The organism is Nostoc sp., from assembly GCF_036918245.1.
GTDB lineage: Bacteria > Cyanobacteriota > Cyanobacteriia > Cyanobacteriales > Nostocaceae > Nostoc.
Map to the genome: position 1 here is coordinate 183,347 of NZ_JBALEF010000054.1, position 16,966 is coordinate 200,312.

12 protein-coding genes and 1 pseudogene are annotated in these 16,966 nt (G+C 42.0%); 7 read left to right on the forward strand and 6 right to left on the reverse strand.

The window, feature by feature from the left end:
- Nucleotides 1-223: 223 nt before the first annotated feature.
- The 3 genes from murJ to V7L12_RS14890 all read left to right on the forward strand — a co-directional run bounded on the left by murJ (nucleotide 224) and on the right by V7L12_RS14890 (nucleotide 2,989).
- The gene (murJ, locus tag V7L12_RS14880; RefSeq protein ID WP_335085183.1) at nucleotides 224-1,828 is read left to right on the forward strand and encodes a murein biosynthesis integral membrane protein MurJ; all 1,605 of its coding nucleotides are present in this window, start codon (nucleotides 224-226) and stop codon (nucleotides 1,826-1,828) included.
- 153 nt (nucleotides 1,829-1,981) lie between these two features.
- Nucleotides 1,982-2,494: an outer membrane beta-barrel protein gene (locus tag V7L12_RS14885; RefSeq protein WP_334825330.1), complete on the forward strand. Its 513-nt coding sequence runs from the start codon at nucleotides 1,982-1,984 to the stop codon at nucleotides 2,492-2,494.
- 210 nt (nucleotides 2,495-2,704) lie between these two features.
- On the forward strand, nucleotides 2,705-2,989 hold the full coding sequence (locus V7L12_RS14890) for a hypothetical protein (RefSeq protein WP_335085184.1): 285 nt from the start codon (nucleotides 2,705-2,707) through the stop codon (nucleotides 2,987-2,989).
- Between the two features lies 1 nt (nucleotide 2,990).
- Here V7L12_RS14890 and V7L12_RS14895 read toward each other — a convergent pair whose 3' ends face one another.
- The 4 genes from V7L12_RS14895 to V7L12_RS14910 form a co-directional block, all read right to left on the reverse strand.
- Nucleotides 2,991-5,900: a DUF3769 domain-containing protein gene (locus V7L12_RS14895; RefSeq protein ID WP_335085185.1), complete on the reverse strand. Its 2,910-nt coding sequence runs from the start codon at nucleotides 5,898-5,900 to the stop codon at nucleotides 2,991-2,993.
- Nucleotides 5,901-6,097: 197 nt separating this feature from the next.
- Nucleotides 6,098-6,214 (reverse strand): photosystem II reaction center protein I, encoded by a 117-nt coding sequence (locus V7L12_RS14900; protein ID WP_041566417.1) that lies wholly within the window; start codon nucleotides 6,212-6,214, stop codon nucleotides 6,098-6,100.
- 511 nt (nucleotides 6,215-6,725) lie between these two features.
- Entirely contained in the window at nucleotides 6,726-7,427 is a 702-nt protein-coding gene (locus V7L12_RS14905; RefSeq protein WP_335085187.1) for an acyltransferase, read from the reverse strand.
- Nucleotides 7,428-8,090: 663 nt separating this feature from the next.
- The gene (locus V7L12_RS14910; RefSeq protein WP_174707946.1) at nucleotides 8,091-8,228 is read right to left on the reverse strand and encodes a hypothetical protein; all 138 of its coding nucleotides are present in this window, start codon (nucleotides 8,226-8,228) and stop codon (nucleotides 8,091-8,093) included.
- Between the two features lie 612 nt (nucleotides 8,229-8,840).
- Between V7L12_RS14910 and V7L12_RS14915 the strand changes: the two genes are divergently transcribed.
- Complete coding sequence (locus V7L12_RS14915; protein WP_334825340.1) at nucleotides 8,841-9,164, forward strand: hypothetical protein; 324 nt, start codon at nucleotides 8,841-8,843, stop codon at nucleotides 9,162-9,164.
- Nucleotides 9,165-9,820: 656 nt separating this feature from the next.
- Nucleotides 9,821-12,391, forward strand: coding sequence for an alpha-glucan family phosphorylase (gene glgP, locus V7L12_RS14920; RefSeq protein WP_335085188.1), 2,571 nt, complete (start codon nucleotides 9,821-9,823; stop codon nucleotides 12,389-12,391).
- Between the two features lie 63 nt (nucleotides 12,392-12,454).
- Here the strand turns inward: glgP and V7L12_RS14925 are convergent, their stop codons facing one another.
- A complete protein-coding gene (locus V7L12_RS14925; protein WP_335085190.1) occupies nucleotides 12,455-12,922 on the reverse strand; it encodes a DUF29 domain-containing protein in 468 nt (155 codons plus the stop codon).
- Between the two features lie 109 nt (nucleotides 12,923-13,031).
- Nucleotides 13,032-13,770, reverse strand: a pseudogene (locus V7L12_RS14930) (DUF429 domain-containing protein).
- Between the two features lie 151 nt (nucleotides 13,771-13,921).
- Between V7L12_RS14930 and V7L12_RS14935 the strand changes: the two are divergent.
- Both V7L12_RS14935 and V7L12_RS14940 read left to right on the forward strand, forming a co-directional pair.
- Nucleotides 13,922-15,181 carry a glycosyltransferase family 4 protein gene (locus V7L12_RS14935; RefSeq protein WP_335085192.1) on the forward strand — a complete coding sequence of 420 codons (1,260 nt, stop codon included), beginning with the start codon at nucleotides 13,922-13,924 and terminating at the stop codon, nucleotides 15,179-15,181.
- Between the two features lie 182 nt (nucleotides 15,182-15,363).
- Nucleotides 15,364-16,230, forward strand: a complete 867-nt coding sequence (locus V7L12_RS14940; protein WP_335085204.1) for a calcium-binding protein — start codon at nucleotides 15,364-15,366, stop codon at nucleotides 16,228-16,230.
- The last annotated feature ends 736 nt before the right edge of the window (nucleotides 16,231-16,966 follow it).

The window sequence follows — 16,966 nt, forward strand, 5'->3', positions numbered from 1 at the left end:
CAAATCAGAAAAGCGATTTGACCCCTTTTGAATCGCGTTCGCTGTATCATAGCAATCTCAGGAATTTAATTCTGGGGGTAGGCGTAGCCCGCCGTAGGGATCGCCTTGCCCTTGGCGTAAGCATTTCAAATCACTAATTTGTCAAAATTTACCTGACAGACTGCGGAATTTCAGGTTAAATGTTTTAAAGTATGCACTCTGCAAGAGTTGTCGGGTATTATTCGTGACACAACAAGATCAAAAACCCTCTCGTTCTTTCGCTGGAATTGCTGGCATTGTTGCCGCAGCCACATTAATTAGTAAAGTCTTCGGTTTAGTGCGGCAGCAAGCGATCGCTGCCGCATTTGGTGTTGGTGCTGCTGCCACTGCCTATAGTTATGCCTATATTATCCCAGGCTTTCTATTGATCTTACTCGGTGGGGTAAATGGGCCATTACACAGTGCGCTCGTCAGCGTTTTAGCCAAGCGTCGGCGAGAAGAAGCGGCTCCCCTAGTGGAAACCGTGACAACGCTGGTAGGTGGAGTGCTGTTGCTGGTGACAGTGGCTCAAGTTCTATTTGCGGATGCGATCGTTGATTTAGTCGGTCATGGTTTGGAAGAAACAACCAGAGCGATCGCCATTCAACAACTCCGCATTATGGCCCCGATGGCTTTATTTGCCGGTTTAATTGGCATTGGCTTCGGTACTCTCAATACAGCCAATCAATATTGGTTACTCTCCATTAGCCCTTTATTATCTAGTATTACCGTTGTTGGCGGTCTTGCTATCTTGGCGATGCAACTGGGCAAGAATATTATTAAGCCGGAGTACGCTTTAATCGGGGGAATGGTATTAGCTTGGGGAACCTTGGCAGGAGCGATTCTCCAGTGGGTAGTGCAGCTAATTGTCCAGTGGCGGTTAGGATTGGGCACATTACGCCTGCGGTTTGATTTTAAATCTCCAGGCGTTCAAGAAGTGATCAAAATTATGACTCCGGCAACAGTTTCCTCTGGAATGATGCCAATTAATGTTGCTACTGACCTTTATTTTGCTAGTCCTATCCCTGGTGCGGCGGCAGGATTTAACTATGCCAATCTATTAGTCCAAACTCCCTTGGGGATTATTTCTAATATTATTTTGCTGCCTCTATTACCGATATTTGCCAAACTTGCTGGCCCCGAAAATTGGCAGGACTTAAAGTTACGGATTCGCCAAGGACTCCTACTCACTGCTTTTACCATGCTACCGCTAGGGGCGCTGATGGTGGCGCTATCTGTACCCATTGTGCAGGTAGTATATGAGCGCGGGGCTTTCAAGCCAGAAGCCACACAGCTAGTTTCATCTTTGCTAGTGGCTTATGGAATTGGGATGTTTGTCTATTTGGGGCGTGATGTTTTGGTGCGGGTATTCTATGCTTTGGGCGATGGACAGACCCCTTTTCGCATCAGTATTTTTAACATCTTGCTCAACATCTTATTAGATTGGTTTTTCGTTAAACCTTTTGGCGCTCCCGGTTTGGTATTAGCAACGGTGGGTGTAAATTGTAGCTCAATGTTAATGCTGTTATGGTTGCTCGATCGCAAACTCAATGGTTTACCTTGGCGCGAGTGGAGTTTGCCGATTCTAGGTTTGGCTGCTGGTAGCGTAGTTGCTGGGGTAGCAAGCTATGGGACATTGATTGGTTCTCAGCACTTGTTAGGTAAAACGGGTTTACTGATTCTGGTGTTGCAGTTGTGTGTATCTGGCTTTGTAGGGATTGCGGTGTTTGCGGCGATCGCTTCATGCCTGAAAATACCAGAGGTGAATATTTTTATATCTCGTCTACGTCAGCGCTTTTTGAAGAAATAACTGTTATTTGAATTTTTCAGTTGTTACACCCAGGTGGGTGAGAAATAATTCAGCCACTTGGGTGAACCAGGTGTGCGAGGTTACATTTTGTAAAAAAAGAGATTCTAGTACTAGAGAACATTGATTTTACCTAACTCTAGTGAGAATAATTCTATGAAACTTACAAAATTAGCTGCGTCTTTCCTTGCTGTTGCTTCTATTGTCCTCTCAGCCGGCATTGCATCTGCTCAAACAGCAGGTACTAACGGTAACTACATCGGTGCTGGTGTTGCTGTTGGTGCAACCAGTGGCGGACAAGGAAACGATGAAGCACAAATTGGTGGTAATATTCAAGGACGATACGCCGTACCCAATGCCCCTGTTTCACTGCGGGGTTCTGTGCTGTATGGTGGTGATGCTGCTGCAATTATGCCCATAGTAACTTATGATGCACCTATCGCCAAAAATACTAACGTTTACTTCGGTGGTGGTTATTCCTTTGTAACTGACGAAGGTCAAAAAACCCCATTGGGCAATCGGAATTCACCTGTAGTCACCCTTGGTATTGAATCAGAAGTTAGCAAAAATGTCATTGCCTACGGTGATACTAAATGGGGTATTGACGCTTACAGAAATAGTGATGCTGATGCCGTCAGCTTCCAAGCCGGATTAGGCTATCGCTTCTAGTAATTACAAGCTAGAAAACGGCTTATTCGGAAGCTAAAGCAATGATGTTTACCAGCCGTAATAGTAATTCACTCTTTCATACCTGAGTATTCATATTCAGGTATGAATCATTTTTTTTGATGATTTTGATAAAAAATGATATTGGCTAGTATTGATACTTTCTTTTAAAGTGAAATTAGCAATAGCGAATATACGTATAAGATATTACTCATGAAAAAGATTAATTCCATTCCAGAAATAGTTGGTGAAACAACTGACGTGGAATCTTGGCTGATGCGAGCGGGGCTAAGATTTTCCGACTTAGGTAATGATGCCGACAGTATCGCAATCCGTAAGCAATGGCGAGAGTACCAAGTAGCAGTTCACAGATGCTGTGTAACCCTACATCAACCACCATCATGCGTTCAACTAAGCGGCGACTATGCCAGCTTGAGAATACCTGGTGGGGCATCAACCAATTGTGCGATCGCCTGTCGAGTTGTCCCCAGTCCTTAAACTAATTATCCTGTTGCACGCCGTTCACTACTGGCTTAACTTCCGAAAATGGATCGGTGCCGCCACCCCAATTAAAATCACTAATTCGGATGCTGAAGCCGCCTAACTCCAGCACTGGATTGTAACGTAAGGTGATGCCATAGGTGCGACGGCTATATTCCAAAATGTAATCGGTGCTAGTTTCTCTACCAGTATCCAAGTTAACAGATGTTTGAAAACCTAAGCGAAAAGGGCCGTAGATTTGCTGTGATATTCCAGCAGTCAATACTGTGTTATCAACGGAGCGGTCGAACAAAAAGGGTGATAATCCGTTATTAAAGCCTTGAGAGTAACTGATATTAAAGGCCGTATAGTCGAAAAAAGGCCGGGAAAAATGACCAATTTGCCCTTGTAAGCCAATTGTACCAATTAGGGTGCTTTGGTTATCACCATTGCTGTAATAACTGGTAGTGCCTGTAAGGCTAGCGATTGCTTGCAAGTAAGGAACTACAGGGGTAGCAGTGTATCGTAATCCCTCAGTGGCAGTGGGTGGTAATGGTTTTCCCTGCCACAGCAACAGCCCTTTACTGAGGGTAGCACTGGCTTGTAAACGACCAAGTGAAATGCGATCGTTTTCCCGCACTGGCTCTAGCAAGTCTGGGCGATCGGTGTTGGCATCAATATACTGGGCACTTGCCTGGTAATTGAGGTTGATGCCACTTTTTCCTAAAGGAATCACCGGAGAGGTAATAATACCGCCAAAACTGCTCTGGACAGTTTGAAAACCCAGAGTACCGTTGTAGAGACGATCGCGGTAGTTATATTGCACATTCAATGTGTGGGGAAGGGAAGTCCCTAATGTCTGGCGCAATCCTAAATTTACCCGCAAATTGTCTTCCAGATTGTTCAAGTTAAAACTAGTTAACTCCCCAGTTCCCTGAATTATCGACCGTGGACTTAAAACAGAATTTATCTTGGTCTTCAGACCAAACAGTGCGCCTAAGTCACCCGTGCCTTCTTGCACACCTCTCTGTAATAATAACTGGGGCGTGATCGTCCAGCGTGTCTGCTCTGTATCGATTACTGGAAAGCCACGCTCAATATACAAACCACCCCGATCTTCTCCATCGTAGCCAGGGGAGACTATTGCAGGTGTAACGTCCCGCTCTCGGCGGTCAATAGTACGCTCATTCAGCGGAATTGGTAAGGAGACTGTTTGATCCAATACCAAACGCTGTCGCTGTGTCCTGATGCGGTCTACCAAGGGTGATTCTCGCGTCAAAGTTACTTTATCTGCGCGTAATTCTAATTCAGGGGGCGAAAAAGGATCGTTGGTGATGCGGACATTGCTTGCTTGCCAGCCTTGCGGATAAAAGTCAATTTGTTCAGCTTCAAACCTGAGCCGATTGACTACACCCCCTGTTTTCGGTGGCGGGATGTTGCTAGCATCTGCCTGACCACCAAATGTGACATCAATTCCTCCAGGGCTACTCACACCGGAAACGGGTTGATTGGCTCTAATGCGATCGCTGGGCGGACGTTTTGAAACTCCACCAGCACTTACAGCCGTGGGTGAAAAAGCAAAATCTGTTTGTGCTGAGGGTACGTAAATTTCTCCTCTACCATTTTCCAGTTCCCCACGATCTTGAACGAAGTTATAGGTAAAGCGTTGTCCACGCAGTATCTGATCGCCCCGTGTTAAGGTGACGTTGCCGAACCCCGCAGCGATCAAGTTGTCCAAATTGACTTGTAAGCGATCGGCATCCACCACAGCCCCATCAAATCGCACAATTACATTACCTACAGCTGTAATAATTCGCTGTTTCTCATCATACTCTTGCCGATCTGAAGTGACTTCTACAATTCTTTGTCCGGCTGGCAGTGTGGTAGCTGGCGCAGTTGTACCAGATGGTTGAGCTTGTGGCTGAGTGGTATTTACCTGTGGTGTAGGCGTTGGTACTTGGCTTTGTTGCTGGACTTGGGACTTAAATTCTACAGTGATGGGTGCTGAGAGTTGGTTTGTGGGCTTACGAGACTTGAATGTGATGAAATTTTGTACTGATTGAGAACTCGGTGCTAAATCGGCAGCAGATACAGAGATATTGTCTTTTTTTAGAGACTGTTGTGCAGTAATATCACGTTGCTGTTTTTGCTGGATTAACTTCTCAGCTAAAATTTCTGCTTTGGATTTGCCTAACTTGTTGCTGTTTGTGGCAGTTGGGGCAATTTGAAGAGGGCGCGGAGATTGGGCGACAAGGGGACTTGGAGAAACTCTATAGCTAAAGCTAGAAGAGTCTAAAAAGGTTGGTTTTTCTCCACCATTAGAATTTGGATTTAGCGTAGACGCAAAGCGGCTTGTCGTCAGACATCGCTGACTGAGTTTTTGAGAAGGTTCATCTTTTGCGTTTTGGTCTGAAGCCTCCGCTCCGACTTTTCTTTGCAACGCAGCGGCTTCTCTTTGCATCTCCCGTTTACGCAGCGCCGACATCAAGATAAGTTCCGAGTGGCGGGGTTCGACGCTCGGACTTGTCTTTGTGTCTTCTTTTATTTGGCGATTAGAGGTTGTAACCTCCTGCGTGGGATAACCAACAATCAGCGGCTGCCCCAAAAGCCCAGCAGTTGCAGAACCTGGGAGTAGGGAACTTTCTGGTGGAAACGTTTCTGGTGAATGAGTTACAGAAGAAGTTTCAGCAACTACCAAGTCATCTTGAGTTGAGCTGATCGGAGTTGACAATAAAGGATCGCTTTTGGTATTACCCGAAATTGCCAACTGAGCCAAATTCTTGGGCTGCTTGGATTTGTCTGTCTTTTCGTATATTCCAGTATCTACACCTGAAAGAAACTTTGTATGACTAGCAGATGAGGCGGGATTTACAGGTTGTAAAGATTCAACGATAGGAGGCGGATTAGGTGGCAGAACTGGATGAAGCATAAGTGAGCAAAATCGGGCTAACAAACAGCCAAATGACAAAGGGAAGGATTAAACATACATTTTGCCTTCCGACTGTTGCCTTCTGCTACCTACAGCAAGCTACTTGGAGAAAGAAACTTACTAAATTTTCGCTTAGTAAGTTTCCGTGGCGTTTAGTATTTTCCGCCTTCCAAAGTCGCGGATGATTTATCGCCCTTTTACTCTAAGTCCCGACGGCCGGGGTTACGAGCTGGATCGTTCGACAAAAATCCGAAGATGAAGATAGTTACGAAGAAGGCAACAACAATATAAACAGCGATTTTTAAAGTCAGCATAGAAATATCTCCAACGGGTAAAACAAAGAAAGCTTTTCTTTCAGTATCTGCAATGCAGAAAAGATAGCTACTTTATATTACCCAAATCTTGTCCCTTTTTTAGAGGACTTTGGGGACTCAGGACTAGCAATGTCTACCCTACGGTTATTGATAATGTACAAGATGTCAGGTGTCTGACTTGTAGATGCCCTTAAGAAAGTAACTCAGAGACGTTTACCCTTGTGACGTTGACTGATGGCAAAGGTTTCCCAAAAAAGGCAACAGGTTACAGGGGATAGTTACTATTCCCCATACCTTTCAGCAGTGCTGAGTGCTGTACATGAATAGCGGGGCGTTGAGCCAGTGCTGAGTCGGGAATCAGGAGTAGGAGATGAAGAAGCAAGGGAGCATACAACTCTTGGAGAGGCTGCGCCAACGACTGCGCTCAGTAACCGGGGGAGCAGAGGAGAAGTTGCACTAAGTTTTTCCCCTCTGCCCAATGCCCAATGCCCAATGCCCAATGTCCAATACCCTATTTTTCAACTTGAAGCTTTGCTATATCTTTGCCAATTCGGTTTTTGATTACTCGTGCAGGTATGCCGACAGCAACGGAAAAAGCAGGAATATCTCTATTAACAACTGCTCCCGCACCAATAACACTACCTTTGCCGATAGTAACGCCATCTAATACTGTTACTCCATGTCCTAGCCAACAATTATCCTCAATTTCAATTCCCTTGCGAGTAACACCTTGGTATTTAATCAGATCCATCGGATCGGCAAAATTATGATTATTGGCATATATCCCTGAATGGGCAGCAATCATGCAGTGTTTACCAATTTTAATGTCTCCTGGCCCCTCAATACACACGTTGGGAGCAATGAAGGTGTCTTCATCAATATGTATATACGTATCTGCCAAAGACCCAATATCAACGTTACGCTCAATCGCAACTCTATCTCCTAGATGAATTCTATTATTTTTGTGTCCTCTCGCATCCATCCGCACACCCTTGAAAATATAGACTCCTGCGCCGATCTCAATACAAGAAGTACCGTTAAATTCAACACCATTTTGAATATACACTGGACTGTCTATCTGGGCAAAAATACTACGATATCCTAAATTACGCAACTTTGGACCGAGAAGAAGTGTCGGGATATCTCCTAAAACTGTAGTTACTAAAAGTTCTTGCACGCGCTGCAATTTGGAAAAATATTGCTCGTTCTGCATAGCTACATATCTCTTTAATCAATTGTTGTTGACAGTGTTTAAAGTTGTTTTGGCTGTATCCTAATCTTCTGCCAATACCAATAGCCTATGTGTGTATTAATACATGAGCTAAAGTAGCAATATCACCAAAATTCCCCAAGATTTTTAGATGGTTTTCCAACATTTGAAAAACCAGAGTCTGGCTTTGACTATGCAAGCAATTCTTGAGGCTAGGTGTGTAGAATTACTCAAGTAATATGCACATTTGTGTTAAGTCGCTATCAGCTTTTGTACTATATGCACGTAAAACTTTGGCTTCTTTTTCACAAAATAAATTAACAAAACAGTTTCAGTGCATTGCTGGGTCAAAACTCAGACTCTTAAATTGTCTGATGGAAAATTTACTGGTTTAGATAGACTACTGTTTTGGTTCTCTGGCAAATTTGAAAAGCTTGCTACCGCTAACAGCACTCCTAAAGCAAATAGGGATAGTGTTGTTTGTCTTGAGGCTATATCCTCTCAAGCGGTTTTAGTCTTTTAAAACAATTCAGTTTCACAAGCTATTTGGCAACAAAAAATACATTTAACTAGACTATATTCAAAGTTTAGATAAAATTTTTGCCTAGCATAACAATGTAATTATTGTTGGATTGTTCTGGGTATTTTTGCCCAAATAAAATCCAATTAGGGTGGATTATCTCCCACATCAGCCATCACATTGAAGTTAACCATCGGTGCAAACAAGTAAGCGCTTCCCCGACTGCTATGACGGCTTTCTTGCAACGAATTTCTAGAGTATGCTGCTCCAATCATGTTGCACACGGATGATTTACAGGCTAACCAATTCACGTTTGTAATTACATGAATGGTTTTTAATAACAATTGTTTTTAACGATAACACATTTTATTTTTAGTGGAACACTCTCATAAAATAAGTTTATTTCCAGGTTTATTGTTGATGAGAATGGTGGAAATAAGTTAACTTTTTTACTAGAGCGATGCCTACGGCGGGCAAAGCTTACGCTACTTGTAAATATTTTTATACACTTAGATAAAATCCCTTGAGGAGGGAGATAAAAAAAATGCTGTCAGCAGTTATTGGCATTTTTGTCTATATTTATATCGTTGCTGGGAAAAGTAATTTTATGATTGGGTGTTAAACTTAGGATGATATCTACTATACTTGTGACACTCTCTTCGTTAAAAAGCCAAATTAGCTCAAAATATTCCTTTTGTCCACATACTTATTATCTAAAATATTCTAAATCACCCATTCGGGTGAGCCAAGAGGGTGATGTGTGCTTGGTACTAGTCGTTATAAATTTTATTTAAAGAAATCTAAAACGTAGCTTAGTTTCGAGGATAAATCTACCAACAAACATCTAATTTCCCAAATTGAGGTATCGGTTTTAACTCACACACTTGGTTCAAATTATGGCTTTAATTAAAGAAATTGTACAAGAAGCTCTAACTATCGGCTATCTGAGTGTTGTAGCCGAAGATCAACTGCGATCGCAACTTCAAAGTAATTATGATTCAGAAGACTTAGATGCCTGGATCATTTTACAGCGAGCTATTGCAGCAGGTGATGTCAAACAAAAGTCGCGCCGAAAAAAAGCTTCCCCCTCTCCTAAAGTCAAGGACACTTCATCAAGTATCAAACTTGCTTATCAAATGGCAGCGGAACTCGCTTATGCAGCAGCTGTAGCTCTGACAATGACAAAAAATACTAAAGATCAGCCTTCACTAGGTGCATAAAATAACACCTTTATAAGTTATTTTCCTGATTTAGTGTAAATATTTCATACCAAGTAGTTAGCGTAGGCGTAGCCCGCCGCAGGCATCGCTTTTCTTGATTAACTGCTTGGTAGGGCTTTCATCCAATTATTTATGGGGTTCCCCTTCTGCCTCGTGACTTGAAAGTGCTGTACATGGATAGCGGGGCGTTGAGCCAGTGTTGAGTAAAAATCCTAGTCTTTAGAAGATTTTCATGCAAGGCTTTTAAAACTCGTTTCTTCGGGATTGCCTTCTTTGACAGCGCAATTTTATTAAAAAATAATTAAAAAATTTAACTTTACTGGACACAGCTATGGGGAATTTTCACCCTCAGCCAAGAATCTCGAATTGATCCCCGGAAGCAATACTAAAATAAATATAAATTATTTATTATAAACTAAATTTTTTTTAAGTGATACATACCAGTCAATGATTAAATTTTAATATACCAAGTACATGGCTCAGAGTCAGGCATAGAATTAGAAACACCTTGGTGTAAACTTTAGCAACGAGGTTAAAAATGATTCTCAATGCTTAACAAAGTCATCGCTTTTTCACAAACTACTGTATAAAGAATTGGCAACATTGGTAAAGAGAGTAAACAATAACCATAGCTAAACTTGGAGTTTTGCCAACCTATGCAGCCAATTCGCACATTTAACGTATCCCCTTCACTACCGCCGCGACTCGAACCACTACGGCGGCTGGCATATAACTTGCACTGGGATTGGAACGTTGATACTAAAGATTTATTCCGTCGCTTAGACTCTGACCTGTGGGAGTCTAGTCATCATAACCCAGTGTTAATGTTGGGTACAATCTCTCAATCGCGGCTTCTGGAAGTTGTCGAAGATGAAGGCTTTTTAGCGCAAATGGATCGAGCTGACCGTCAGTTAGACGATTATTTGCAAGAGCGCACCTGGTATCAGAAACAACGGGAGCAGAAACCCAAAGAATGCTACGCCTATTTTTCGGCGGAATTTGGACTTGTAGATTGTTTGCCCGTCTATTCTGGAGGCTTGGGTGTTCTGGCGGGGGATCACCTCAAATCTGCCAGTGACTTGGGGCTACCGCTTGTCGGTGTAGGTTTGCTGTATCAGCAAGGCTACTTTGCCCAGTATCTCAATGCTGATGGCTGGCAGCAAGAACGTTACCTGCTCAACGATTTCTATAATATGCCCTTGCATCTAGAACGCAATGCCGATGGTTCTGAACTGCAGATTGCGGTAGATTATCCAGGACGCAAGGTGTATGCCAGAGTTTGGCGCGTACAGGTAGGAACAGTACCTCTGTATCTGCTGGACACCAATATTGAACCGAACAACACTTACGACCACGACATCACAGATCAGCTGTACGGTGGCGACATCGATATGCGTATCCACCAGGAAATTATGCTGGGGATCGGTGGTGTGCAAATGCTCAAAGCTTTGGGGCTGAAAGTTACCGCCTACCACATGAATGAAGGTCATGCTGCCTTCTCCGCCCTAGAACGCATCCGCTTGCTGATTCAGGAAGAGGGACTGAATTATGCCCAAGCTAAACAAGTGGTGGCTTCGAGCAATATCTTTACCACCCACACACCAGTACCAGCAGGGATTGACTTGTTCGCTCCCGAAAAAATGTTGCACTACCTGGGATATTATGCAGAGATATTTGGGTTGCCCAAAGAGCAATTTTTAGGACTGGGGCGTGAAAATACAGGCGATTTATCTGGGCCTTTCAGTATGGCGGTGCTGGCGCTGAAAATGGCAACATTTTCTAATGGTGTCGCACAACTGCATGGTGTGGTGTCGCGGCAAATGTTCCAAGGCTTGTGGAAGAATGTGCCAGTGGAAGAAGTGCCGATCGCCGCAATTACTAACGGTGTCCATGCTCGGAGTTGTGTGGCCAAATCGACTCAAGAATTGTACGATCGCTACCTGGGTCCAAATTGGTCATCAGCACCACCAGATAGCCCATTGTGGGAGCGGATGGATGCCATACCCGATGAAGAATTGTGGCGCAATCACGAACGCTGTCGCTTAGATATGATTTTGTATGTACGGGAGCATTTAGTTAAGCATTTGACCGATCGCGGCGCTTCCGCTTCCGAGATTATCCAAGCCCAAGAAGTTTTAGATCCTTACGCTTTCACCATTGGCTTTGCCCGTCGCTTTGCCACCTACAAACGCGCTACCCTCTGGATGCGCGATTTGGATCGCATTAAGCGGCTTCTGCTGGCTAACAAAGACCGGAAAGTGCAATTCGTGATTGCTGGTAAGGCACATCCCAAGGATATCCCTGGTAAAGAACTGATCCGCGAGATCAATCACTTTATCCGCGAACAACATTTAGAAAAACAGGTAGTGTTTGTTCCGAATTACGACATTCACATCTCCCGGTTAATGGTTGCGGGTTGCGATATCTGGTTAAATACACCGCGTCGTCCACGGGAAGCCTCTGGTACTAGTGGGATGAAAGCGGCAATGAATGGATTGCCGAATTTAAGTGTGCTAGATGGCTGGTGGGATGAAGCTGATTACGTCCGCACAGGCTGGGCGATTGGACATGGAGAGAATTACGACGATCCTAACTACCAAGATGAAGTAGAAGCAAATGCTCTCTACGAGTTGTTAGAGAAGGAAGTTGTACCGTTATTTTATGAACATCGGGATACTGATGGTTTGCCGCGTCCGTGGGTTGCCAAAATGAAGGATGCAATTCGGTTGAATTGTCCCTTCTTTAATACAGCGCGGATGGTAGGAGAATATGCACAAAGGGCTTATTTCCCAGCTAGCGATCGCTATCATACCCTGACTGTTGATAACTATGCCCCAGCCAAAGAACTAGCCGCTTGGAAGGAAAAACTGGGCGAACACTGGTTCAACATCAAAATCAAAGATATTGACGTATCGGCAGTTTCAGACATTGAGGTTAATCAAACCGTTGCTGTCAAAGCCAAGGTTGACTTAGCAACTTTGACCAATGATGATGTGCAGGTGGAGTTATATCAAGGTGCGATCGATGCTAATGGTGAGATTGTCAACGCTGTGCCAGTGGTGATGGATTACCAAGGGGAAGATGCACAGCAATTGAGTACTTACACGGGTAATATCACCTATACCGCTTCTGGTTTACAAGGTTTGTCTTTGCGTGTATTGCCAAAAAATAAAAATCTGGCTAATCCTTATGAACCAAGGTTAATTGCTTGGGCAGAATCAGAGTAGTCAGTAGTTATTGAATACTCAAAACGAGGCGTTGCTGATTTAAGTTTAGCAACGCCTTTTATATTAAACATTTTCAGGTAGATAATTAATATCTAGTAGCTGTTCTAAGGTATAAGTACAATATTTCGGTAAGTTATCTAGTTTGCCCTCAGTTTTCTCAATTACATATCCTAAAGCATCATCATAAATTGATATTAATTCATTTTCTAAGTATTGATATAAATTCCTTGTCAAGTTACGTTTTAATTGATTCCTGAAACTTCTAATTTCTGCTTTCCAGTGTCCAGAATTATATTGAGTTTCTTCTGTCCAATATTGCAGCAATAAAAGATGTCTAATAATTTGTTCTAATAAACTAGCAACCTTGGCTTTGTCTCTACGACCCAAATTTTCTAGCTCCTCAATTAAATTTTCTAAATCTAATTCTTCTAAATGGTTACCTTTCAATAGTTTGATTGTTTCCTCTAACCAAAGATGATCGTCAATTTCATAAAGCTCTTTTAAACTCAAGTTAGAATTAACTCCTTGCATAAAACATCCTCGATTTCAATCTTACGAGATTACAAAGAGATGAAACCTGATTTTAGCTAAATGACTCGTCAACTGTAGCAGTCCTAACGCTAAAACCTATTTCTTTTCCTTATAACATTCTTTGAGGGATGACAATGTAGCCAGTGGTGCCATCGCCTAATACCAAATTACGTTCTTCTCCCCAATACCACCAATAAGCAGCAACATAAGCGCAAATTAAGCTATCTAGTTTATCTTCGGTTACTTTGAGGGCTGCGCCTGTGGTGGGGATTTCGGAAGTAAACAAACCGCAGAGGCAAGAGAGGCGCAGAGGAGGAGAGAAACAGGGGAGGATATCGAGAAGATAATTTTGGAGTTTAATTAGTTCTAGGCGGCGCTGATTGAGGCGTCCTTTTTTGTATTTGAGGATGCGTTCTAAGTTAAATAGGTTAACAATTGCTGGGTGGGGAAAGACTTCTATTTGATATCTGCTGAGTTTTTGGGGTTCAATGGTGGGGGCGTGTGCAAAACCGCGTGATTCCAATTCTAAACCAAAATTGATGGTGCGCTCTGCGAAGGGTAGGTTTTGATTAGCTGGGTAGCATCCCGCATGATATTTACCAAAGTATTTGTGGCTGAGTTTGTCGGGGAGACGACTCCCGTTAGCGTTAGGGTATAAGGGTAGGTGCATCTACGGCAATAATGGCTGGTTCGTCTGCTTATACGCTTTGAGCGATCCAAATGAGGATGTCTGCAATGGCATCTTTGCGGTCTAGATCGAGTAATTGTAGTTGTCCATCTATCCATTCTAAACAGCACAACCCACTTGGTTGCGATCGCCAGCCTAAATCAATGCCAATAAATTTCATCGTTATAACACGAATTTGCGATTATTTTCGCATTTTCGGGCAACCATTTATCTAAATTTACTTGCTAAAAGTTGTGATAAATAATCTTATAATCTTAAGCAGCTTGTCTTAATTTATTTTATCTGGCAATAAGTTAATCAAGATTATTCCAATGAGAATTTTATTTTTACATCCCAATTTTCCCTCACAATTTCGCAACCTAGCGACAGTTTTAGGTAAAGATCCTAATTGCCAAGTCGTCTTTGGGACAAATCGTCGGGAAGGGGAAATACCTGGCGTTTTTAAAGCTATTTATACTCCTTCTCGTGAAGCGGCACCTCAAACTCACCACTACGTTCGTAACCTGGAAAATGCTGTTCTCACAGCACAGGCTGTCTATCGCGTGGCAGAAAAATTAAAAGCTGAGGGTTTCTTTCCAGATATAGTTTATGGTCATTCTGGTTGGGGGCCAACTTTATTTATGAAAGATGTTTTCCCCAAAGCAGAATTATTGTGTTATTTCGAGTGGTTTTACCATGCTCACGGTTCCGATGCAGATTTCGATCCCAACGATCCACTGAACGCTGATGATGAATGCCGCATCCGCGTGAAAAATGCACCGATTTTAACTGATTTATATAGCTGCGATCGCGGTCTTTCTCCAACTAATTGGCAGCGTCAGCAGTTTCCCAAAGAATATCATAGCAAGCTCACTGTAATTCATGATGGTGTTGATACCAATTATTTTGTTCCCAAACTAGGCGCAAAGTTAGTTTTACCAAGAATAAATCTGGATCTTTCTCATGTGGAAGAGTTGGTAACTTATGTAGGACGAGGAATGGAACCTTATAGAGGTTTTCCGCAGTTTATGGAAACTGTAGCGCTAATTCAGCAGCGACGACCTAAGTGCCATGTGGTAGTTGTGGGAGAAAATCGAGTTGCTTATGGTAAAAATCTCCCCGATGGTCAGACTTATAAACAATTAATGTTAGAAAAATTATCTTTGGATTTATCGAGGCTGCATTTTACAGATAGGCTTCCTTACAATGAGTACCTTCAGGTTTTGCAAGCTTCTTCTGCCCATGTTTATTTAACCCGTCCTTTTGTATTATCCTGGTCAATGTTAGAAGTAATGGCAGCAGGATGTTTACTAATAGCTTCTAAGACTTCGCCTGTCTTGGAGGTTGTACAGGATGGGGTGAATGGACTGCTAGTAGATTTCTTTTCTCCTCAGAATATTGCTAATCGGGTTGAAGAGGCGCTGAATCATCCTCAAGAGATGAAAGCAATTCGTGCGAATGCGCGAGAGACAATTCTGAAGCGTTATGATTTGGCGAAACTGTTACCACAGCATTTGCAGTGGATGTTCGCTGGGAAAAATTCTGATAGTTTGAAAAAGCGTCCAAGTTCTAAAGGATTTGGCAGAAATTAGATAACATTAGTCATTAGTCATTGGTCATTGGTTATTAGTCACTTGCATAAATATTTTTTGCCTTAAGCAAATGTGCAAATAAAAGCCTGAAAATAAAGACTTTTACAAGAAGTATATTAATCATTAGTTATTGATCAATGACAAATGACAAATTACAAATAAATACAGAAGCGATATTGAAAATGCGAATTATTTTTACCATTGCTCATTTTTTCAAAGCTAGCAATGAGGGTCGTCATGCTTCCCAACGCAAAGACCCGCAACCCCGCTTGGAGGCGTTAACTAAAAGTATTACCGCTTTACACCAATTATTTGGCAAATCTCAAAGTATTATCAACATTGCTCAACGACTAGCTTTTCCTGCTAATCAGCCGCAGTCTCACGAACTAGATATTGTTATTTGTACAACTAAAGATAATCATCTCCTGAATCAGCTTCCCTTACCATCCCATTTATATAGGCATCATTCTAGCAATGCAGAGCCTCTGCTTTTGGGGTTTGAGTGTCAAGCTGTTTTGCAAAGTTGTCTCGGTCAGTATGATTATTACTGCTTTCTTGAAGATGACTTAATTATTCATGACCCTTGGTTTTTTATAAAATTAAACTGGTTTACCCAACAAGCGGGTGATTTAAATTTGCTTCAGCCAAATCGTTATGAAGTCTCTCCCAAAGCTTTGGTTCACAAAGCTTATATTGATGGGGATTTGGCTTTACGAGTAACTGCTCCTTTTCAAAATGTGCAGGAACAACAGGAACTTAAGGGTACAATTATGAATACACCAATTACCTTTTGTCGTGCCCTCAATCCTCACGCAGGCTGCTACTTTTTAAATGCAAATCAGATGGCTAAATGGGCTAATCAAACCTATTTTTTTGACCGAGATATTAGTTTTGTTGGGCCTCTAGAAAGTGCTGCCACATTAGGAATTATGAAGACATTAAAAATTTACAAAACCTCGCCGGAGCAAGCAAGCTTTTTGGAGATTCAACACTTTGGAACTGGATTTTTGGGGCTAATTGGAGGACAGGTGGGTTTGGCAGATAGGTAAATCGAATTTAAGAGTTTGGCTGAATGATTATCGTTAAATCAATTGCAAACGGCTAGAGTATTTTTTGTCAAACCAATTACCAAGCTAGCTTAACTTGATACTTGGTAATCATTAAGATCGTAAGTGACTAAAATAGCATATTCAATATTACTCTGAGCAATCAATAAGCGCTCAAATGGATGTTTATGATAAGGAGTAAACTTTCCAAGGCTAAAACATGATTAAGAGTAACAGGTAATATTTCCAAAGCATTGATTTTTTTGTTGACTTTTAATTAGTTCAGCATTTATTTGTGATCAGTTTAGATGCAACCCTGATACACAGATGCTCTCGCTATCACTATGACAAGAAAAAAATAGTGACTTATATTTGGATAAATAAAAGAAATATTTAGATTATTGCAACTAATTTTGATTTACTATTGATTACAATATCAAGAACAAATAGCTTTAGCAATAGCCTATTTATAGTAAATTACTATCTAAAAAATATATTCTATCAGTTAAACTTATTCAAATATATATTTAGATAGATGACATTCCCCACAAGGTTTTCAGAATCTCTCTGGAGAGAGTGATGAAAGAGGGTTAAGTAAGTCGGTGCGAAAAAACTAAACTAGTAAAGATATGCTTGGTGGACTGCATATAGAACCCATTTGACATCTAAGAAGGTGCTGCAAGCCTCTTAATCATTAGCCTGATGAAGCAGAGATTGAGTTTGGCAGTGGCACTAACCA

What these genes read in the sequence shown, in the direction of transcription:
- V7L12_RS14885 (WP_334825330.1), top strand. Translation starts at nt 1,982, where the DNA reads ATGAAACTTACAAAATTAGCTGCGTCTTTCCTTGCTGTTGCTTCTATT.
- V7L12_RS14890 (WP_335085184.1), top strand. Translation starts at nt 2,705, where the DNA reads ATGAAAAAGATTAATTCCATTCCAGAAATAGTTGGTGAAACAACTGAC.
- V7L12_RS14895 (WP_335085185.1), bottom strand. Translation starts at nt 5,900, where the DNA reads ATGCTTCATCCAGTTCTGCCACCTAATCCGCCTCCTATCGTTGAATCT.
- V7L12_RS14900 (WP_041566417.1), bottom strand. Translation starts at nt 6,214, where the DNA reads ATGCTGACTTTAAAAATCGCTGTTTATATTGTTGTTGCCTTCTTCGTA.
- V7L12_RS14905 (WP_335085187.1), bottom strand. Translation starts at nt 7,427, where the DNA reads ATGCAGAACGAGCAATATTTTTCCAAATTGCAGCGCGTGCAAGAACTT.
- V7L12_RS14915 (WP_334825340.1), top strand. Translation starts at nt 8,841, where the DNA reads ATGGCTTTAATTAAAGAAATTGTACAAGAAGCTCTAACTATCGGCTAT.
- glgP (WP_335085188.1), top strand. Translation starts at nt 9,821, where the DNA reads ATGCAGCCAATTCGCACATTTAACGTATCCCCTTCACTACCGCCGCGA.
- V7L12_RS14925 (WP_335085190.1), bottom strand. Translation starts at nt 12,922, where the DNA reads ATGCAAGGAGTTAATTCTAACTTGAGTTTAAAAGAGCTTTATGAAATT.
- V7L12_RS14935 (WP_335085192.1), top strand. Translation starts at nt 13,922, where the DNA reads ATGAGAATTTTATTTTTACATCCCAATTTTCCCTCACAATTTCGCAAC.
- V7L12_RS14940 (WP_335085204.1), top strand. Translation starts at nt 15,364, where the DNA reads ATGCGAATTATTTTTACCATTGCTCATTTTTTCAAAGCTAGCAATGAG.